The 18,984-nt window shown below is 45.8% G+C and carries 14 protein-coding genes and 3 pseudogenes; 6 read left to right on the top strand and 11 right to left on the bottom strand.

Features of this window, described 5'->3' with window-relative positions; genetic code table 11:
* The 3 genes and pseudogenes from tnpB to E0D70_RS12425 all read left to right on the top strand — a co-directional run.
* Positions 1-314, top strand: a 314-nt coding sequence (tnpB, locus tag E0D70_RS12435; RefSeq protein ID WP_133012617.1) for an IS66 family insertion sequence element accessory protein TnpB, incomplete at its 5' end; no start/stop codon positions are given.
* A gap of 26 nt (positions 315-340) precedes the next feature.
* Positions 341-1,886 (top strand): annotated as a pseudogene (gene tnpC, locus E0D70_RS12430) (IS66 family transposase).
* A gap of 32 nt (positions 1,887-1,918) precedes the next feature.
* Positions 1,919-2,320, top strand: a pseudogene (locus tag E0D70_RS12425) (IS66 family transposase); the annotation flags it as partial.
* Positions 2,321-2,398: 78 nt separating this feature from the next.
* On the opposite strand, the pseudogene E0D70_RS12420 reads toward E0D70_RS12425, so the two are convergent.
* The 3 genes and pseudogenes from E0D70_RS12420 to E0D70_RS12410 form a co-directional block, all read right to left on the bottom strand.
* Positions 2,399-2,557: pseudogene (locus E0D70_RS12420) on the bottom strand (IS5/IS1182 family transposase); the annotation flags it as partial.
* Positions 2,558-2,685: 128 nt separating this feature from the next.
* Positions 2,686-3,099 (bottom strand): SufE family protein, encoded by a 414-nt coding sequence (locus tag E0D70_RS12415; RefSeq protein WP_133012615.1) that lies wholly within the window; start codon positions 3,097-3,099, stop codon positions 2,686-2,688.
* On the bottom strand, positions 3,092-4,309 hold the full coding sequence (locus tag E0D70_RS12410) for an aminotransferase class V-fold PLP-dependent enzyme (protein WP_133012614.1): 1,218 nt from the start codon (positions 4,307-4,309) through the stop codon (positions 3,092-3,094). The genes E0D70_RS12415 and E0D70_RS12410 overlap by 8 nt, the downstream gene beginning before the upstream one ends.
* A 241-nt stretch (positions 4,310-4,550) precedes the next feature.
* Between E0D70_RS12410 and E0D70_RS12405 the strand changes: the two genes are divergently transcribed.
* Positions 4,551-6,074, top strand: coding sequence for a GntR family transcriptional regulator (locus E0D70_RS12405; RefSeq protein WP_133012613.1), 1,524 nt, complete (start codon positions 4,551-4,553; stop codon positions 6,072-6,074).
* On the opposite strand, the gene E0D70_RS12400 is transcribed toward E0D70_RS12405, so the two are convergent.
* The 3 genes from E0D70_RS12400 to E0D70_RS12390 form a co-directional block, all read right to left on the bottom strand.
* Positions 6,071-6,697: a DsbA family protein gene (locus E0D70_RS12400; protein ID WP_133012612.1), complete on the bottom strand. Its 627-nt coding sequence runs from the start codon at positions 6,695-6,697 to the stop codon at positions 6,071-6,073. The genes E0D70_RS12405 and E0D70_RS12400 overlap by 4 nt on opposite strands.
* 181 nt (positions 6,698-6,878) lie before the next feature.
* Entirely contained in the window at positions 6,879-8,075 is a 1,197-nt protein-coding gene (locus E0D70_RS12395; protein ID WP_133012611.1) for an amino acid aminotransferase, read from the bottom strand.
* 298 nt (positions 8,076-8,373) lie between these two features.
* Positions 8,374-8,568, bottom strand: coding sequence for a PA3496 family putative envelope integrity protein (locus E0D70_RS12390; RefSeq protein ID WP_133012610.1), 195 nt, complete (start codon positions 8,566-8,568; stop codon positions 8,374-8,376).
* 184 nt (positions 8,569-8,752) lie between these two features.
* On the opposite strand from E0D70_RS12390, the gene uvrD reads away from it, so the two are divergent.
* The gene (uvrD, locus tag E0D70_RS12385) at positions 8,753-10,966 is read left to right on the top strand and encodes a DNA helicase II (RefSeq protein WP_133012609.1); all 2,214 of its coding nucleotides are present in this window, start codon (positions 8,753-8,755) and stop codon (positions 10,964-10,966) included.
* 329 nt (positions 10,967-11,295) lie between these two features.
* On the opposite strand, the gene E0D70_RS17495 is transcribed toward uvrD, so the two are convergent.
* A complete protein-coding gene (locus E0D70_RS17495; protein ID WP_165942905.1) occupies positions 11,296-11,463 on the bottom strand; it encodes a hypothetical protein in 168 nt (55 codons plus the stop codon).
* 121 nt (positions 11,464-11,584) lie between these two features.
* Here E0D70_RS17495 and E0D70_RS12380 point away from each other — a divergent pair, with 121 nt between their 5' ends.
* Positions 11,585-12,646: a Gfo/Idh/MocA family oxidoreductase gene (locus E0D70_RS12380; RefSeq protein WP_133012608.1), complete on the top strand. Its 1,062-nt coding sequence runs from the start codon at positions 11,585-11,587 to the stop codon at positions 12,644-12,646.
* A 128-nt stretch (positions 12,647-12,774) separates the two neighbouring features.
* Here E0D70_RS12380 and E0D70_RS12375 read toward each other — a convergent pair whose 3' ends face one another.
* From E0D70_RS12375 to E0D70_RS12360, 4 genes are all read right to left on the bottom strand, one after another.
* On the bottom strand, positions 12,775-13,458 hold the full coding sequence (locus E0D70_RS12375; protein ID WP_133012607.1) for a 1-pyrroline-5-carboxylate dehydrogenase: 684 nt from the start codon (positions 13,456-13,458) through the stop codon (positions 12,775-12,777).
* A 22-nt stretch (positions 13,459-13,480) separates the two neighbouring features.
* Entirely contained in the window at positions 13,481-16,603 is a 3,123-nt protein-coding gene (putA, locus tag E0D70_RS12370; RefSeq protein WP_133012606.1) for a bifunctional proline dehydrogenase/L-glutamate gamma-semialdehyde dehydrogenase PutA, read from the bottom strand.
* A gap of 350 nt (positions 16,604-16,953) precedes the next feature.
* Entirely contained in the window at positions 16,954-17,730 is a 777-nt protein-coding gene (locus E0D70_RS12365; RefSeq protein WP_133012605.1) for a helix-turn-helix domain-containing protein, read from the bottom strand.
* Positions 17,731-17,905: 175 nt separating this feature from the next.
* Positions 17,906-18,865, bottom strand: coding sequence for an NADPH:quinone reductase (locus E0D70_RS12360; RefSeq protein WP_133012604.1), 960 nt, complete (start codon positions 18,863-18,865; stop codon positions 17,906-17,908).
* Between the last annotated feature and the right edge of the window lie 119 nt (positions 18,866-18,984).

Raw genomic sequence — 18,984 nt, 5'->3', positions numbered from 1 at the left:
CCGATATGCGTAAAGCCATTGATGGGCTATGCAATATTGTTGCGTACGATTTGAAAAAAGAACCTTGTAGCGACCACATATTTGTTTTTTGTGGTCGAGTGCGCGATAAAGTCAAAATCTTGCAATGGGCGTCGAATGGCTTCTGGCTACATTATAAGCGTCTCGAAAAAGGGCATTTTCAGTGGCCTGTCATTGATGACGAACAACTGTCTATTCAAGTATCACCCCGTCAGTTAAATTGGTTGTTGGATGGTCTTTCACTCAATGTACAAGACGCTCATCCGCATTTAACCTATCGATATCATGACGATTAGGGCATTCGCTTGGTATAATCCAAGCCATGAAAATGCTCCCAGATGACTTACCCAATGACGTTGAATCGCTTAAGGCTCTTTTACTTGAGCAATCATTACTATTGGGTAAAAAAGACGATCAACTTGCTGAGTGGGTATCAAAATACGAACGGATCCTTGAGCAATGGCGTTTGGCTCAACAAAAGCAATTTGGTAAAGGCTCCGACGTGTCTCCGGGCCAAGGCGAACTGTTTGATGAGTCAGACAGCGACTCTCAAGAAGACCGCGTGGATGTTGAAACGGACAGCCAAACTGTTTCCTATACACATACAAAACCTAAGCGTAAGCCTTTACCAAAAGACCTACCTCGTGAAACGGTTGTGGTGGATGTACCTGAATCGGACAAAACCTGTTCTTGCTGTCAGACACCACTGCATTGTATTGGCGAAGACACTTCTGAGAAGTTAGAGTTTCTTCCCGCTCAGTTAAAAGTCATCGAAACCGTTCGTCCTAAGTACGCATGTCGCCAGTGTGAAAAGACCGAGACACAAACAACGATTAAGCAAGCCTCGATGCCGGCCAGCATTATCCCCAAAGGGATTGCAACGCCTAGCTTACTAAGTCAGGTTATCACAGGTAAGTTCCAATACAGCTTACCTCTATATCGACAAGAAACCATGTTCAAGCAATACGGCATTGAACTGAGTCGACAAACCATGTCGGATTGGATGCTAAAATGCTCGGTTGCGTTACAACCCCTTTACGATCGACTCCATAGCATCTTGCTAGAACAATCGGTGATTCAAGCAGATGAAACAACGCTCAATGTCATTAAAGAAGCCCGCTCTAACTGTTACATGTGGCTCTATTGCACCGGTAAGGATGGGCCCGATAAACACAGCCCGATCCCGAATATTGTGTTATACGACTTCCAGTCCACACGAAGCGCTCAATGTGCCATCGATTTTTTACAAAGGTTCGACGGTTATCTTAATGTGGATGGCTACCCAGCCTATGAATCGACCAAGGCAACGCTTGCTGGTTGCTGGGCACACGCACGTCGAAAATTTATTGAAGCGGAAAAAGGCATGCCCAAAGGCAAATTGGGCAAAGCAACCGTAGCAATTAATCACATTAAAAAACTGAATGCCGTCGAAGCATTGGCTAAGCAACAAGGTACGGCTGAAGACGTTCTACAAATGCGACAAGAAAAAGCGCCTGCTATATTAGCGACGTACAAAGCATGGCTCGAAAAGTCCGTTCAACAAGTGCCGCCAAAAACACTTTTAGGCAAAGCGATCCAATACAACCTCAATCAATGGGACAAGCTCACGGTTTATTTAACAGATGGACAAATTAATATTGATAATAATCGAGCCGAACGCGCCATCAAACCCTTCGTTATTGGTCGTAAAAACTGGTTGTTTGCCAACACAGGCAAAGGGGCCAGATCGAGCGCGATACTTTACAGTGTAATCGAAACCGCTAAAGCTAATGGACTAATCCCTTATGATTACTTAGTGACGCTCTTCGAAGAACTACCAAAACGACAGACTTGATGACCTGCTGCCATGGAACATCAAACGCATCTAGGTGGTGATGGCCTGACGCTCACTCTACAAATGCGACAAGAAAAAGCCCCAACCATATTAGCGGTGTACAAAGCATGGCTCGAAAAGTCTGCTCAACAAGTACCGCCAAAAACCCTCTTAGGCAAAGCGATCCAATACAACCTCAATCAATGGGACAAACTCACCGTTTACCTAACCGATGGGCGAATCAATATTGATAACAACCGAGCCGAACGGGCGATCAAACCCTTCGTTATTGGTCGTAAAAACTGGTTGTTTGCCAACACAGGCAAAGGAGCCAGATCGAGCGCGATACTTTACAGTGTAATCGAAACCGCCAAAGCCAATGGGCTTATCCCCTATGACTACCTTGTGAAACTCTTCGAAGAGCTGCCCAAAAGGCAAAGTACTGTCGGTTTAGACGACCTGTTGCCATGGAATATTAAACACATCTAGGTGGTGATAGCCGGACGCTCACAAAAGACTTTATGTTTTTTGGAAGGGATTACTATGTGGGGTTTAACCGACGCTCACTCTTCTTCCTTTTCCTGCTTTAGGATAAAAAGGTTCAATCACGGCCTCAAGCTGATCCCAAGGCATCAATTCATCCATCCGCGAAAGGAAAATTTCTTTGCGTCTTTTACGACGCTTGTTGCTGAATTCGTTGTCGGCAAAAGTAAGTTGATGTGACATGACTAAGCTCGAAGTTTAAAAATGAATTGTTTCATGTGAAAGACTTATTCGCATATTCCTTAGTTTGCTCGTTAATTTTGCTGCCAATGTGAAAGAACAACCTCCTAATGTGGAGAAATATAAATGGCTTAATTTTGACCGATTGTTTTCAGTATCGCCAACACGCCATTGCTGCGTGAGCTGGTGAGGTAGCTGGAGAGATTCAGCTCGGCTAGCTCGGATTTCAAGTCCATTTTTTGTATGGTTTGCTGGTTTTCCCCTGCCACTAAGCTGATCACCGCGACCAGCACGCCTCGCATCAGTTTGGCGTCGCTATCGGCTTTGAAATAGCGACGTCCAGCGTCTTCTACCGTTATTAACCAGACCGCGCTTTCACAGCCTTTGATTTTATTATCTTCTGTTTTTTCTTCATCTGAGAGGCGGGGTAACGCCTTACTCAAGATGACCAGTGCTTTAAACGTTTCTTCTTTACTGCGACAGGCTTGCAGTTGTTGCTTGATCGCATGGGGTGTAGGAAAACAGGGCGTTGGAAAATCAGTCATCACCTAATATCTCAATGGCTTCTAGTAAAACGTCGCAGAATTGATCTGCTTCTTCAAGGGTATTGTAACAGGCAAACGAGGCTCTCAATGTACCACTGACACCTAGCTGTGCCATTAATGGATGGGCACAGTGACTACCCGCTCGAACCGCGACTCCCTTGCTGTCTAGGTAAGCATTTAAATCGATGGTATGAATATTGGGTACACTTAATGAGACCAGCGTGGTGTTCTTTTCTGGCGAATACAGTTCGATACCGCCTTCTTTAATCAGGCGAGTGTAAACATGATTAGCCAGTTTTTGTTCCCACGCCAGTAACGCAGGTCGGTCTTGTTGGATGAGAAATTCACAGGCAGCGGCTAGGCCAATTGCCCCTTCTATATGCGGCGTACCGGCTTCAAGGCGATAAGGCAAAATATTAAATTCAGTCGCTTGATACGCCACATGTCGCACCATTTCTCCACCTGTTTGATAGGGGATTAAAATTTCCAACGCCTGACTTTTACCATATAAAACGCCAATACCCGTAGGGCCATACATCTTATGGCCAGAAAAAACATAGAAGTCACAATCTATATCCTCTACATCAACTGGGTAATGCGCTACGGCTTGAGCGCCGTCCACCAAGGTAAATGCACTGTACTTCTTAGCTTCTTGGATCATGGTTTTTAATGGCGTGCTTACACCGATGGCATTGGAAACCTGAGTTGCCGCAAAGATGCGAGTTCTATCGGTGAAGTATTTTTGATATTCGCTTTCCCACTCGCCATTAGAAGTCAGAGGCAATACTCGTAAGCGTGCTCCAGTACGAAACGCCAGCTGTTGCCAAGGGACTAGGTTAGCGTGATGTTCCAGACTGGTAATGAGAATTTCATCGTCTTGTTGTAATAGGTGCTCTAAGCCGTAAGCCACCATGTTAATGGCTTCTGTGGCTCCTTTACTCCAGATAACATGACTGTTTTCTGGCGCATGAATAAACTGGGCGACTCTTTCTCTGGCTTGCTCAAAGCGGTTTGTAGCGCGGTCACTGAGGAAATGAGCCCCACGATGAACATTGGCATTAAAGGATCGGTAGTAGTCTTGAATCGCGTCTAACACGAACAGAGGCTTTTGCGTGGTAGCCGCATTGTCGAGGTAAGCCAATGGATAGCCATACGCCGTTTGTTGGAGTATGGGGAACTGGTTGCGCAAGGAATAAGAATTAAAAGCCATAGACAGTCCACTTGTTGCGTTACTGGTTATCTGAAATAAAGTTATTGCAGTACGCTCTTTAGTACCGAGTAAAAGCCTTAAAAGTGCCAATACTGCTGTTAACGTGGTGAAATTGTACCTTAACTTCCTAGTGTCATTGGGAATTATTATTTTTACTGGTATTTTTTTGCTTGTCTTTTTTGATAACCCCCTTACTCTTTGATAACAGATAGTAGATGACAAACTAGAAAAGGTACAAAGCGTGGCGGATTTTTTATACAAAGGGGTAGTGGACTGGTTTTTAGATCAGGTTTCACAGGAGGCGATTGCTGCTGGTGATCGCATGCCCTCGTTACGTGCATTAGCTAAGCAACTTGGTCTTAGTTTAAACACGGTTATCCATGGCTATGAAATATTAACAGAAGAGGGTTGGATCGAATCACGCCCTAAATCTGGTTACTTTGTTTGTCATCGAAGCGATACCAAGCCGGCGCTTTTATTGGCCGGTGAAGCGTTACGAAAGTTAGCGCCTGTAGGCAGTAAAGCCGCATGGTCTTGCTTAGCGCATCGTGGTGCTTTGGTGGATCAAAGTGATGCGTTTTTGGCATCTTCTGTGCGCTCCGAAGAAGTGGATATTCCGGTCTTAGGCAAAGGGCACTTGACGGTTCGTGAAACCGTTAGCGAGCATTTAAAAGGCTTAGCGATTAAAAATCACGCATCACAATTATGGTTAGGGGATTCGCCCTTGACCATGCTGACCCAAAGTATCCAAGCGCTGACGCAGCGCGATGACACAGTGTTGGTTATTACGCCTTGCGACCCGCGACTATCGTCTACATTGCAAAGCTTGGGCCGTCGGGTGATCAGCATTGCCGCAGGCGACCGAGGGGTGGATCTAGACCTAGTGGTCCGTTGCTTACAAGAAAATGAAATAAAACTGCTGATTTTACCGGGACAATTTGCGTTTCCAGCGGGTCTGGCGATCAGTAATTTAAGTCTGCGTCGTTGGGTGGCTATTATTGATGAGTTAAAACTGCCGACCATTGAGTGGGATTTGTGTTCGCATTTGCCGCATCGAGCGGGTTCACTGATGACGTATAAGTCATTGGATTCGTCAGATCACATTGTTTATATCGGAGGCGTTGAGACCAAGGGAGTTAATCGCTCTGCTAGTTGGTGTTTACCGGGGCGTCATCAAAGCGCATTAGAAGGCGCATTTTTATCCATTGATATGGCATTAAGCGATGCCCAACAGCAGGCCTTGAGCGAGGCGTTGTTATCGACCGGCAAGCGTTCTTTAGTGCGTCGAGCGCGTCAGGTTTGGGCCAATTCTGAGCGTATAAAAGCGCACCTTGAAACCCATCTACAGGGGCAAGTCAGTTTTGCGGCTAGCAAGGGAGGCATGGGGCTCTGGATGAATTTAGAAGCACCATTAAATCAACAAGATATGACCGCTTTGTTGGCCAATTATCGCCACGTTATTGTGCCCGGAACCTTGATTAGCGATGAACCAGATGCGGATTATTGGATGGCGATTAACGTCACGCTAGATGATGTGGAGCCGTTGGCTAAAAAGCTTGCAGAGCGTTTGTCATTAAAGAATGAAGGCGCGTCAGAGGCAAAGCGAACCAGCGCGAAAGCATCAGCGGTAGAGTCTTCTCATGCAGAAGACTCACCAAAAAAGGCTTCAGCAGAAGAGAAAAAAGAGGTTAGAAAACAACGTGATGCGTCTACTAATCCTCTTTATAATCCAATGCTAGATCTGATCAATCATGACTTTGGCTAAGCGAGCGCTTTTTTGATCGCCGCTAACATGCTTGTGTGGTCTTGGTAATCCAAAGGAATCGGCGTCAGATGATCCCCTAGTAATAAAGCCAGAGAAGGGAATGAATTCAAGCCTAAATGACGAGCTTGGTTGATTTCCTGCTCTAGTAATCCTTCACTTTTCACATGCGCCATGGCCTTTTCAAAGCCTTCTGCTTTTAAGCCAATGTGCTCGGCACACGCGGTTAACGTGGAGAGATCCGATGGGTTCTGTGCGTTCAAGTAGTAAGCTTTTTGAATCGCGTGATACATCTCATCTTCAAGGTCTGAATCTCTGGCAACCATGCAAGCACGACATGCAGGATAGGTCGAGCGACGAGGTTGAGTATTGCGCCAAAAATCAAAGTTAAATTCAGTCCCAAGATAAGCACTGATACGTTGCCAGGCGCCTTCTAACGTCGCTTTCATATCATCAGGCATGGGTGTGTCTGAGTCGACAGCTAACCCGCCCAGCATAGGTTGAATAGTGAGCTGTTTAGAATCGATTAAAGGTTGCAGGCTTTTTTGCAGTTTGGTCCAAGTAGGACGAAATCCCCAACACCAACTGCACATAGGGTCATAACAGTAAATTAGCGTGGCTGTCATAGGTGATTTCCATTAAAAATGAATGAAAGAAAGCCTTCAAGGCTAACAGTCCACCCCGTCACTGAACAGTATTTTCTTTTACTTTTTAGCTTAAAATAACCATTAAAAAAGGCCACCTTAATGTCATTAAGGTGGCCTTTCGAGCCGTTTCATTTCACTCTGTGTGGAGTAAAAGTCAGCGTTAGTCTTTTAGAATCGCGGCAATGGCATCGCAAAGCGGTTCCATATTGTCATGCGTTAAGCCTGCAACGCTAATACGTCCAGACCCCACAATGTAGATGCCGAAGTCTTTACGCAGTTGAGCCACTTGATCAGGTGTCAAACCTGAAAAAGAGAACATGCCTCGTTGTTTAGAAATAAAGGAGAAGTCTTGTGTCACGCCTTTAGTTCGCAGCGTATTCACAAACAAGCTACGCATCTCATGAATACGAGTACGCATACTCTTCAATTCCATTTCCCATAAGCTACGAAGCTCTTTGCTGTTTAGAATCTCAGCAACAATGGCAGCGCCATGAGAGGGTGGATTAGAGTAGTTGGTGCGAATACAGCGTTTTATCTGAGTGAAGGCTGCTTCGGTTTGTTCAGGCGTTTCACAAACAATGGTCAAGGCACCAACGCGCTCGTTGTATAGACCAAAGTTTTTCGAAAAAGAGTTCGCGATTAACATTTCAGGCACGTGCTCAAGGAAGGTTCGTAACCCTTTCGCATCTTCTTCAAGGCCTTCGCCAAACCCTTGGTAAGCGAAGTCAAACAGAGGTAAGAACCCTTGTTTGCTACATAGTTTGGCTAATTGGTACCATTGCTCAGGCGTTGGATCTATGCCTGTTGGATTATGGCAGCAACCATGGAACAAAACGACATCACCCGCTGGCACCTGTGAAAGGCTAGCAAGCATTGCTTCGAAATCTAGTCCTTTCGTATTGGCATCATAATACGCGTAGCTGCCTACTTCTAAACCAACAGATTGGAAAACTGCTTGATGGTTCGCCCATGTTGGGTTGCTGACCCACATAGTGGCTTCTGGCAAATGTTTTTTAATAAATTCTGCCGCGACACGAAGTGCACCAGTACCGCCAGGTGTATGGGCCGTCTGTGCAAGTTGTTTGGTAATAATGCTGTGCTTTTCACCAAACAGAAGTGTTTGTACCGCTTGTCGATAGGCTGGAGCGCCCTCGATGCTTAAATAGCTTTTGGTTAGCTCTTGGTTAAGCAAGCGTTCTTCCGCTTGTTTAACCGATTTTAGTATAGGAGTGGTGCCTTTTTCATCCTTGTAAACGCCCACACCTAAATTGATTTTATTAGGATTTAGATCATTACGGAATGCGTCATTCAGGCCAAGAATTGGGTCTGCAGGAGCAGCTTGGATATGTTCGAACATGGTGACTCCCCATAAGGGTTATTTGCTATTTTTATTATCGGTTAAAAGATCAAAAATCAGTGGCGTATGGTACTCCAACACAGACATAACCGCTATAAAAAGGGAGTAAAGAGAGCCTATTAGGTGTGCTATTTCTTTTGTTTTACATCAAAACTTAGTAAGTTTTTAAGCGCAAAAGAAAACCGTCAATCAGAAAAGTTGACAAAAAAGGAATGGCAGCCCAAAAAAGGCTGATCTAATTTAAGCAACAGGCAGTGTCTGTTGCTTATTTACCCCTCTAACGCAAATAAGGAGATATTTACTCGTCCCAACCGTCAGAGATGGCTTGGTTTAAACGCTTTTCCTCTAAGTGCTGCTCAATCGCACGACGTGCTTTTAGCAGACGAATACTATCTTCCTTTTGATTTCGTTCGTTTTTTTCCTTCTCCAAACTGATGGATGCGTGGAGAATATCGGTTTTTACTTCAGTCAAAGTTTCATAAATATGATTCATCGTTATACCCTTTGGCTAATTCGATGACACTGAAATGAACAGATCACTGTCATCGACAGTTGAAAAAAGTCAAAATAGACAAACTACTCGTTTTCAAGTTTATAAAAAACGTAAATCGATTAAAAATCAACCTATCTTTACGTATTTTTGTGACAAACATATTAAATAATTACGGCGGAATGTAATGGACGTTTCTTTTATCCTCGACTCGTTAAACGACAAGCAGCGCGATGCAGTGGCCGCGCCATTGCAAAACAGCCTAGTGTTAGCGGGAGCAGGTTCCGGTAAAACTCGGGTATTGGTGCATCGTATTGCATGGTTAATGCACGCCTATGAATTATCGCCTTACAGTGTGATGGCCGTGACTTTTACCAATAAAGCGGCGCGTGAAATGCAAGGCCGGATTGAAGAGCTGGTTGGTGTGCCACCACAAGGCATGTGGGTGGGGACTTTTCACGGATTAGCCCATCGTTTATTACGGGCTCATTGGCGTGATGCGGGTCTGAAAGAAAACTTCCAGATCATGGACAGTGATGATCAGCTGCGCTTAGTAAAGCGGATCATGAAGTCGATGAACATTGACGATACACGCTGGCCACCAAAGCAAGTGTGCTGGTTTATCAATGGACAAAAAGACGAAGGTCGTCGAGCGGCTCATGTGCCAGACAGCCATGATCCTTTCTCGAAGGGCATGCGCGAGCTTTATTACCATTATGAAGAAGCCTGTGAAAATGGCGGTTTGTTAGACTTTGGCGAACTGTTATTGCGCGCTCATGAATTAATGCTGACAAATCCGCCATTACTTCGTCATTACCAAGAGCGCTTTCGTCATGTGCTGGTGGACGAGTTTCAAGACACTAACACGATCCAATACGCATGGTTACGCATTATGGTTGGCGCTCAAGGTACCATTACCGCGGTGGGGGATGATGACCAATCTATTTATGGCTGGCGTGGTGCAAAAATCGAAAACATTCATAACTTCACTAAAGATTTCAAAGACGTACAAACGATTCGTCTAGAGCAAAATTATCGTTCGACAGGGCATATTTTGAATGCGGCCAATGGCTTGATCAAAAACAACGATGATCGCCTAGGCAAAGAGCTTTGGACTGAAAGCGGCGAAGGGGATCCTATTTCTTTGTATGCCGGATTTAATGAGCAAGACGAAGCGCGCTTTATTCTTGGCATTATTAAGAAATGGCATGATGAAGGTACGCCTTTGGCAGATATGGCTATTTTATATCGTTCGAATGCTCAGTCTCGTGTGCTGGAAGAATGCCTCGTTCGAGAGCGAGTCGCTTACCGTATTTATGGCGGCCATCGATTTTATGATCGTCTAGAGATCAAGAATGCATTGGCGTACGCCCGTTTGGCACTTGATCCTAATAATGATGGCGCGATGGAGCGGATTGTTAATGTACCGCCGCGAGGTATTGGCGAGCGTAGCATTGGCATATTAAGAGAAATGGCCCGCGACGAAGGCTGTTCTATGTGGCGAGCGGCGCAAATAATCGTCGAAAAAAGTCTTATGCCAGCGCGAGCGACGAACGCGATAAAAGCCTTTTTACATCTGATTGAAGGTTTGAGCGTGACCGTTCAGCAAACGGATTTGAACCTCAATGATATTTTCGAACAAATTATCGCTGAAGCGGGATTAATCGCGTTTCACGAGAAAGAGAAAGGTGAAAAGGGCGAAGCTCGCATTGAGAACTTGAAAGAGTTGGTTGGCGCAGCGGGTGGCTTTAGCTGGAACGATGAAGAGGAAGAGTTCAGTACACCATTAATGGCTTTTCTTGATAAAGCGGTATTAGACGCCGGCGATGCGCAAGCGGATGAATACCAAGATGCGGTGCAATTGATGACCTTGCATTCGGCGAAAGGTTTGGAGTTTCCATTGGTCTTCTTGACCGGTGTGGAAGAAAATTTATTCCCAAGCAAGATGTCTTTTGAGGAGCCGGGTCGTCTCGAAGAAGAGCGCCGACTTTGTTATGTGGGCATCACTCGCGCAATGGAAAAACTCTACATCACTTATGCGGAATCTCGTCGTTTGTTTGGTAGCGAGTCGTTCAACAGTCCGTCACGCTTTATTAAAGAAATCCCACCACAATGCTTGGAAGAAGTGCGTTTACGCTCACAAGTCAGCCGACCTGTTTCTATGCAACGACCTGATTATCAGACAGAGAAAAATCGTCTGCAAAACAGTACGGTACTGAACAGTTTCAAAGCACCAGAGGTCACTGTCAGCATGGGCGATAGGGTTAAGCATCCGGTGTTTGGTGAAGGCTTAGTAATCAACTACGAAGGCCAAGGCCCACAGGCTCGGGTGCAAGTGAACTTCGATGACGAAGGGTCTAAATGGCTGGTGTTATCGTTTGCTAAGCTGGAAGTTTTGTAGCTTTTGGTCTTGGATTAAGCGAGACCGAGTAAGGATTTATTTGCGCCTGTTTCGCAAGCTCAACGCGTCAGCATAAATCTCTTACTCAGTCTTTTGTTGTGCTTACTTGTTTTCTCAGTTATTTGGCCATCCATGTATTTTAACAACTTTATAGCTAGTAGTAGATAGCATCAGTTTGTAGCGATTTTGACTAACTAGTGTTCGGAACTCTCTTATTCGTTTAAATTATTATCTTTTTTGAAGCTCTTGATAAAACAGTAATAAGTAGTGAATAAGACCTAGGTTACTTTGTGATTGTATTAGCCAATTAGGTTTTTCTTCTTCGACTTTCAGGATACGCTCAAGGTTTTGAATTCCGGAGCTTCAAGTTCATTGTCTGTTCCCCAGCTGTTAAGCCATTTGTGTACTTCGCTCGCGTCGATAATCCTTCCTTCAGAGGCTGAATCTAAAGCATCGAGAGTTTGTTGGCTTTTATTCTGTATTTCTAATTCATCCATTCGTTTTTCCTATTTCATGCATTCACTGGATCGTCACTTTGACGGCTTTTTTTGAGTACAGCAAATTCTATTTTTAATCTGTAGACTGTTTGAAAAGACTAAAAATAAAAAAGAGTGTGCTATGACTATTAGGGTCGGGTTGGTTGGGTTTGGTTTATCGGGGCGTGTTTTTCATGCGCCTTTTGTGATGAATGATCCTGATATGGAGATGGCGTATGTGTGCAGCTCCAAGGTAGAAGAGGTGAAGGCTGTGCTGCCTGAGGTGGCGGTGGTGTCGACTGCTGAGGCTATTTTTAGCGCTTTTGATGTGGATCTGGTGGTGATTACGACACCTAATGGGTTGCATTTTGAGCAGGCGAAAAGTGCGCTCGAAAGCGGTAAACATGTGTTGTTAGAAAAACCCTCGGTGACGAGTGTGTGTCAGATCGAAGCGCTTTGTTCGTTGGCTAAACAACAAGGTTTGGTATTTTGTGTGTATCAAAATCGCCGTTTTGATGGGGATTTTCTGCGTTTAAAAGCCTTAATCGATGGGGGAGAATTAGGTGAGTTGAAACATTTAGATTCTCGATTCGATCGTTTTCGACCGCTTGCTCAAACGCGCTGGCGTGAACAACCAGGTGTGGGAGCGGGGATCTTTTGGGATCTTGGGCCGCATATATTGGATCAAGCCTTATTCCTTTTCGGTGCGCCAAAATGGTTGCACGCAAGTATCGATACCCTGCGTGAAGGTTGCCAAACACACGATTGGTTTGAGCTGGAGTTGGGTTATGACGATAAGCGTATTCGTTTGGGGTCAACGCCGTTTGAAGCGGGAGAAATGCGTCGTTTCAATGCAAGGTTTACGCAAGGTAGTTGGCAATGTGTGGGGTTAGATCCACAAGAAGATGCACTACGTGCTGGGCAAATGCCATGGCAACCTGAATTCCCCTCACAAGCGGCACAGCAGCGTAATACTCGCTTTGTTGCACATACTCAAGATGACATAGAAGCGTTCCAAGAGCCGTCGACACAAGGCGACTATGCGGCATTTTATTGTCAACTTGGCGAAGCCATTGTCGGTAAAGGTGATGCGCCTGTGCCCATGGAACAAGCTTGCCAATTAATCTATGGCTTGTGCCTCGCTGAGCAATCCGCAGAAACTGGCCAACGAGTGGCTTGGGATTACACGCCAAAGATAGGTTGATTGAAAAGTCAGTGAATCAGGCGAAAAAAAACCCTCTTTCGAGGAAAGAGGGTTAATACGTTCAATAGGGAGGTTTCTATTGAATGAAAAATCGATGACTCAGACACTGGGTGCCTGAGTCGTTTGCTTTACTCGTCTAAACTACCAAGTTCAAGCAAGGTGGCATTACCACCAACTGCTGTGGTGTTGATAGAGATGGCGCGTTCAGTAACGAAGCGCAAGATGTAATGCGGTGCCGCAATAGTAGTGAAGTTCTGGCTGTCATTTTCGATGACTAGCTGACAGATCAAGCCGCTTTTTGCTGCTAGGCGTTGGTTTAAAACTTGCGCTTCTGCGTCATCACATAAGATCGCGATACCGGCTAGGTTGTTCGCTTCAACGATGGAATCCAATGCGGATTCTGCGATGTTTTGAATCACACCGTCAGGCACAGACGTGGCAATTTTATCCATGATTTCTTGGCCTTTAATACCCACGGTGATGACAGGGTTACCCGCAATCAAAGCCGCAAATATTTGGCCAACCAAACCGACAATAGCCGCGTCGCTTTCGTCATTAGAAAGACATAGGAAAGCACCACGACCTTGAGTTGAAAGTTCGTTGTTCTCGCCTGTTGGTCCTACCATGGTCAAGGTTTCAGCAATTTCACGCTGAGCGTTGTCGATCTGCCAAATCGCCATTTTACGTTGTGTTTCTGGGAATAGAGTAAGGGTGCGAGCCAATAGCTCGTCACGACCTTCAACACCTAAAGAGTCCCACGCTTCAAATACTTTGTCTGCTACTTGAATTTGAACAGGTTGTACGATTGTCATTGCCTTGTCTCCTCTGCTCGCCTTAAAGTTGTTTTTCAATAGCGAAGCGCTGTAGATAATGTGGACCGCCCGCTTTTGGACCGGTACCTGATAAGCCTTGGCCACCGAATGGCTGTACGCCCACAACGGCACCAACTTGGTCGCGGTTGATGTACAAGTTACCAACGCGAGCGCGGCGTGCAATGCGTGCACACGTCGTTTCATTACGACTGTGGACACCCATGGTCAAACCAAACCCTGAGTTGTTGATCGTATCGATGATCTTATCTAGGTCTTTGGCTTTGTAGCGAACGACGTGCAAGATAGGACCGAATTTCTCATCCGTTAGCTGGTCGATGCTGGCAATTTCAAACGCCGCAGGGGCAACATAAGTGCCTTTGTCTGCAAACGTTGGCAATGGGGTTTCGCCGATCAATGTGCCTTCAACTTTCATGTGCTCAATGTGTTCAAGCAACATAGTTTGGGCTTTTTTATCGATGACTGGGCCAACATCTGTGCTGTGCAAGTAAGGCAAGCCAACAGACTGCTCTTGCATGGCGCCCTTGATCATTGGGATAACGCGATCTGCAATGTCTTGTTGAACGAACATCACACGCAGTGCAGAACAACGTTGACCTGCAGAAGCGAAGGCAGAACGAACCGCATCACGAACTACTTGCTCAGGCAGAGAAGTGGAGTCGATTAGCATGGCATTTTGACCGCCTGTTTCTGCGATCACAGGAACCGGTGCAACACCGCGCGCCGCCAAGGTACGGTTGATCAATTGTGCTGTGCCTGTTGACCCTGTGAAGGCCAAACCAGCAATGCGTTTGTCGCTTGTGATTGGTGCACCAACGGTTGCGCCGTCACCTGGAAGCAGGTGAAGTACGTCAGTAGGGACACCAGCTTGGTGCATCATTTCAACAGCACGAGTCGCGATTAAGCTGGTTTGTTCCGCTGGTTTCGCAACCACTGTGTTACCAACAACCAATGCCGCGACAACTTGTCCAGAGAAGATCGCCAATGGGAAGTTCCAAGGGCTGATACAAGTGAACACACCACGACCTGTCATTTGAACGCTTTGTTCTTGACCTAGGTAGTTAGTAAACGTGTGAGGCGCGGCGAAGTTGCTGCGCGCTTGTTGTGCGTAGTAACGGCAGAAATCCACGGCTTCACGTACTTCGTCAATACTGTCCTGAATGGTTTTACCCGCTTCACGGTGACAAAGTGCAATCAATTCTGGGTAGTTTTCTTCCATTAGATCGGCTGTTTTGTCTAAGCAATCAGCACGTTCAGAGGCAGGACGTGCAGACCATTCAGGGAAAGCGGCATCAGCAAGGCCAATTGCCTTGGTTACGGTGGCCGCGTCTGCCCAGTCGATTTGACCCGCAGTTTCACTGTGGTCATATGGGCTAGCAATGGTATGTGTTTGACCTGTTGCTACTTTTTCGCCACCCACGATCGGGAAAGCACGCCATTGAGTGTCTTGCGTCATGAAGGCATCAATTTTGGCTTTAAATGGAGCCCAATCTGATTCGATCTCGATGTTTGGACCAAATGAGTTTTTGCGGTTTTCAAACATGTCGATTGGCAGTTTGATATTTGGGTTCGACAGAGACTTACGGCTTTCAAGCGTCGTCACTGGATGATCAACCAATTCAGAAATTGGGCAACGAGCATCGATCAAACGGTGAACGAAAGAGCTGTTTGCGCCATTTTCTAGTAGACGGCGAACCAAGTAAGGTAGCAAGTCTTTGTGGCTACCTACTGGTGCGTAGATACGGACACAGATGTCATTGCCTTTGATTAGGCTGTTGTATAGTGCATCGCCCATGCCGTGAAGGCGTTGGAATTCGTATTCTTTTGTGGTGGCACCTAGCTCTTGTGCCAAGCAGCTAATCGTCGCGATGGTATGCGCATTGTGGCTGGCAAACTGAGGGAAGATGTTAGCACGGGTGTGTTCGCTCAATAGGAAGCGGGCGCAGGCCAAGTAAGACGTGTCAGTCGCTTCTTTACGAGTGTAAACCGGGTAACCATTAATGCCGCGTTGTTGGCAAAGTTTGATTTCAGAATCCCAGTAAGCGCCTTTTACTAGACGAACAGGAATACGGTCACCTTGTTCTTTTGCCAAGGCAGCAAGCCAAGCCAATACAGGTAGCGCGCGTTTTGAGTAGGCTTGAATAACCAAACCAAACAAGCCCCAGCCTTTCACACTTTCGTCACGGTAGAGTTTTTCGAATAGGTGAAGCGACAATTCAAGACGGTCTGCTTCTTCTGCATCGATAGTGATGCCAACATTCAATGCGCGAGCTTTAGCGATAAGACCTTTTACGCTTTCGAATAACTCTGTCATCACGCGCTCTTCACTGCCCACTTCGTAACGTGGGTGCAATGCAGACAGCTTGATAGAGATAGTTGGGCGGTAGCCTTTGGTGTAAGTATCACGGCCAACGGATTCAACCGCTTGCTCGTAAGATTTTAGGTATTTGTCTGCATCCGCAGAGGTCAATGCCGCTTCACCCAACATGTCGAAAGAGTAGGTGTAACCTTTGTCACGGTAGCTTTTACCACGAGACAAGGCTTCTTCGATGTTGCGGCCCAGTACGAACTGGTGTCCCATGATTTTCATCGCTTGGTTCATCGCTTTACGAATCACTGGCTCAGAAACACGGTTTACCATGCGGTTGACTAGGTTTGCAGGTGTGCCGTCTTGGTTTTCGTCCATGGTGACGATTTTGCCGGTTAGCAAAAGTCCCCAAGTTGACGCGTTAACGAAGAAGGAATCAGAGTTTTTAGCGTGAGAAGCCCAATCGGCCACACTTAAACGGTCTTTGATGAAAGCATCTGCAGTGGCTTTGTCTGGCACACGCATCAATGCTTCGGCCAAACACATCAGCAAGATGCCTTCTTTTGTGTCTAGGCTGTATTCCAGCAACAAGGCGTCGATCATAGACATGCTGTCATCGTCTTTACGCACTTGTTCGATCAATTGTGTAGCGGCTTCTGTGCAGGTTTTTAGCGCTGCGTCAGTAGGCTTAGCTAAAGGTAGTAATTCCTTTAACCATGTCTCTTCATCGGTATTATAAAGAGGGGAAATAAGCTGCCACAGCTCGTTTAGTGGCCGCTGAATGAAGTTAGGTTGTAATACTTCAATTGCTTTAAACATGGTCGGATTCTCCCGCTACAAATCAAAAAGCCGGTTGGCTTTTGTTGATTAGACCGTGTGTTGTTATAGAGCATCAGGCAAATTTTTGATTTTTTATTAACGGTACGTTTTTACTGTTAATGTTCAAAAAAATGCATGTCTGGATAATCAACACACTGTAGTGACAGAGTGTAGAAACTGTCTTTCGAAAAAGTCGGTTTTTTTTATAAGAAAATCCGATTTTAAAGGAAGAAAGTGTAAGTGGTGCGAAAATTGTCGCTAAAATGATCGATATGCTTACGAATGGTGCAGAAGTGGTTTTGAGATATCGTCACTTAGCAAAATGGAATATTGTTTAAATAGCTGGGATATTAATGTTTCGGAAATTGTTTTTGATAGCGCAGCGGGGTAATGCCCAATGTTTGAGAAAATACATTGGTCATTGCACTTTGACTCGAAAAACCACACATTTCAGCCACCTGAATAGGCGGAAAACCTTCGCTTAATAAGTGTTGAGCTCGCTCGAGTCGTTTTCGCATTAAATATTGATGAGGGGTGATGCCGGTTCGTTCTTTAAATCGTTCGTGAAATTGACTCACACTTAAAAAACAGAAGTTGGCCAGCTGACTGATATGAACTCGGCGCGATAAGTTGAGTTCGATAAACTGATCGAGCTTGGTTATGTCTAATTGGTTGCCCCGCACGCGTACGTCTTTATTATTCGTCAGTTGATGACGAATAGAACTTAGCAAGGTGTTGCCACAGGCGCGGGCTAACATTGGGTCATTTGGGTACTGTTGCAGCTCGCCCGATAGGGCCGAGGCTAGAATTTGCAACCTAGGATTCAGCTGAAAATAAGCCGCCTGATCAAAGAGGCGCGAGACAATCTCATATTCTTCATCGGTGATGGCTTTTGGCGGTGGAATTGGTAGGTTAACCACCATGATCCGGTTGTCGCCTAGGCCCGCAAAGGCGTGACTGTTTTCAGACGGTAAAATACAGCCGCCGCCCGTAGGAAGCTGTCTGCTTTTGCCCTCAATATCGAAGTCGGTATTGCCATCAATTACCACGACAAGTTGGTGGTAATCATGGTCATGAGTATCGGCTTCGCTAGGTAAACTGAAAACGTCAGATTCGGAAGAAGTCAAAGTTCATAAACTCATCAGTATTATAATCGTAAGTAATGGCAAGTATAGCGGTCTTATCTGGCCTTTAGTAGAGGCAGGATGATGTGTTTTTTTCAGCCAATGGCTCTATTTTTACCATCTAGAGCCAGCACGAAGACACCTCATTGATCTATAAGATGTCTTCGCCCCAAAAAAGCTAATTTACTTGGATAACCAAATTGCCCAATGCGCCTGATAATAGGACATCATCGTGCGCTTGAGCGAGTTCTGTTAATGGATAGGCTTTGCGTACAACAGGCTTCAATACGCCTTTTTGAAGCAAAGGAAACATGGCTTTTGCGATGCGCTGTAGCTCTTCTGGTTGGACATTCGCCAGAGCGACACCAATCACAGAAGCATCACGCGCCATTAAATCTCTAGGGTTAATTTCTACCGTGCCTCGATTACCAACCACTGCCACACAACCGCCGAAGGCCAACGCTTTTAAATCTTGATCTAAATTGTGGTTTGCGAGCATTTCAATGATCACATTAAAGCCGTTTTCAAGGGACTGGAAAGGCGCTAAGTGATCTGCTTCATTATGTAGAATGACGCTCGTCACGCCCAATTTGTTAAGCAGTGCTACGCCCGCTTGAGTGCCTGCACTGGCGACGACATCCATACCAGCCGCTAAAGCGAGCTGTACAGCCGCAGTACCGACCGCGCCTGTTGCGCCATGGATCAATACTTTATCGCCCGCTTTGGCTTGAGCGCGGCCAAACAGAGCGCGGTGTGCGGTCGTGAAAGGAACGCCAAGACAAGCCCCTTCTTCGAAGCTTAAGGCATCTGCCAGTGGAAACAATCTATCTGGGCTGCATATCGTGTATTCAGCTGCAGAGCCACCAATAGTGCGATTAAAATACACGCGTTGGCCGGCGTTAAAGCCAGTCACATTTGCTCCGACTTCAGCCACTGTGCCAGCACCATCAGAACCTGGAGTATGCGGGAAGGTAGCAGAATAATTGTTCGTACCAGATCGAATATAGGTATCGACAGGATTGACGCCAGCAGCGCTTACTTTTACCAAAATTTGATCCGCATTAATAACGGGCTTGTTTGCTTCAACCAAGGCTAGCTCACTAGCAGGGCCGTAAGCCATTATCTGCATTGCTTTCATAGAATTCTCGCTTAATACCGATGTTGTAATTGTTGTTTGTGTTTATTCGTGTCTTCTTTAGAACAGTCTATTGGATATCGGAATACTTGGGAATCGCTTAGACACGGTAAAATGGTGTT

Origin of the sequence: Marinomonas flavescens, assembly GCF_004352835.1 — a bacterium.
Lineage (GTDB): Bacteria > Pseudomonadota > Gammaproteobacteria > Pseudomonadales > Marinomonadaceae > Marinomonas > Marinomonas flavescens.
This window is presented reverse-complemented; position numbering and strand designations above follow the sequence as displayed.

What these genes read in the sequence shown, in the direction of transcription:
- E0D70_RS12415 (WP_133012615.1), bottom strand. Translation starts at nt 3,099, where the DNA reads ATGACTGATTTTCCAACGCCCTGTTTTCCTACACCCCATGCGATCAAG.
- E0D70_RS12410 (WP_133012614.1), bottom strand. Translation starts at nt 4,309, where the DNA reads ATGGCTTTTAATTCTTATTCCTTGCGCAACCAGTTCCCCATACTCCAA.
- E0D70_RS12400 (WP_133012612.1), bottom strand. Translation starts at nt 6,697, where the DNA reads ATGACAGCCACGCTAATTTACTGTTATGACCCTATGTGCAGTTGGTGT.
- E0D70_RS12395 (WP_133012611.1), bottom strand. Translation starts at nt 8,075, where the DNA reads ATGTTCGAACATATCCAAGCTGCTCCTGCAGACCCAATTCTTGGCCTG.
- E0D70_RS12390 (WP_133012610.1), bottom strand. Translation starts at nt 8,568, where the DNA reads ATGAATCATATTTATGAAACTTTGACTGAAGTAAAAACCGATATTCTC.
- uvrD (WP_133012609.1), top strand. Translation starts at nt 8,753, where the DNA reads ATGGACGTTTCTTTTATCCTCGACTCGTTAAACGACAAGCAGCGCGAT.
- E0D70_RS17495 (WP_165942905.1), bottom strand. Translation starts at nt 11,463, where the DNA reads ATGGATGAATTAGAAATACAGAATAAAAGCCAACAAACTCTCGATGCT.
- E0D70_RS12380 (WP_133012608.1), top strand. Translation starts at nt 11,585, where the DNA reads ATGACTATTAGGGTCGGGTTGGTTGGGTTTGGTTTATCGGGGCGTGTT.
- E0D70_RS12375 (WP_133012607.1), bottom strand. Translation starts at nt 13,458, where the DNA reads ATGACAATCGTACAACCTGTTCAAATTCAAGTAGCAGACAAAGTATTT.
- putA (WP_133012606.1), bottom strand. Translation starts at nt 16,603, where the DNA reads ATGTTTAAAGCAATTGAAGTATTACAACCTAACTTCATTCAGCGGCCA.
- E0D70_RS12360 (WP_133012604.1), bottom strand. Translation starts at nt 18,865, where the DNA reads ATGAAAGCAATGCAGATAATGGCTTACGGCCCTGCTAGTGAGCTAGCC.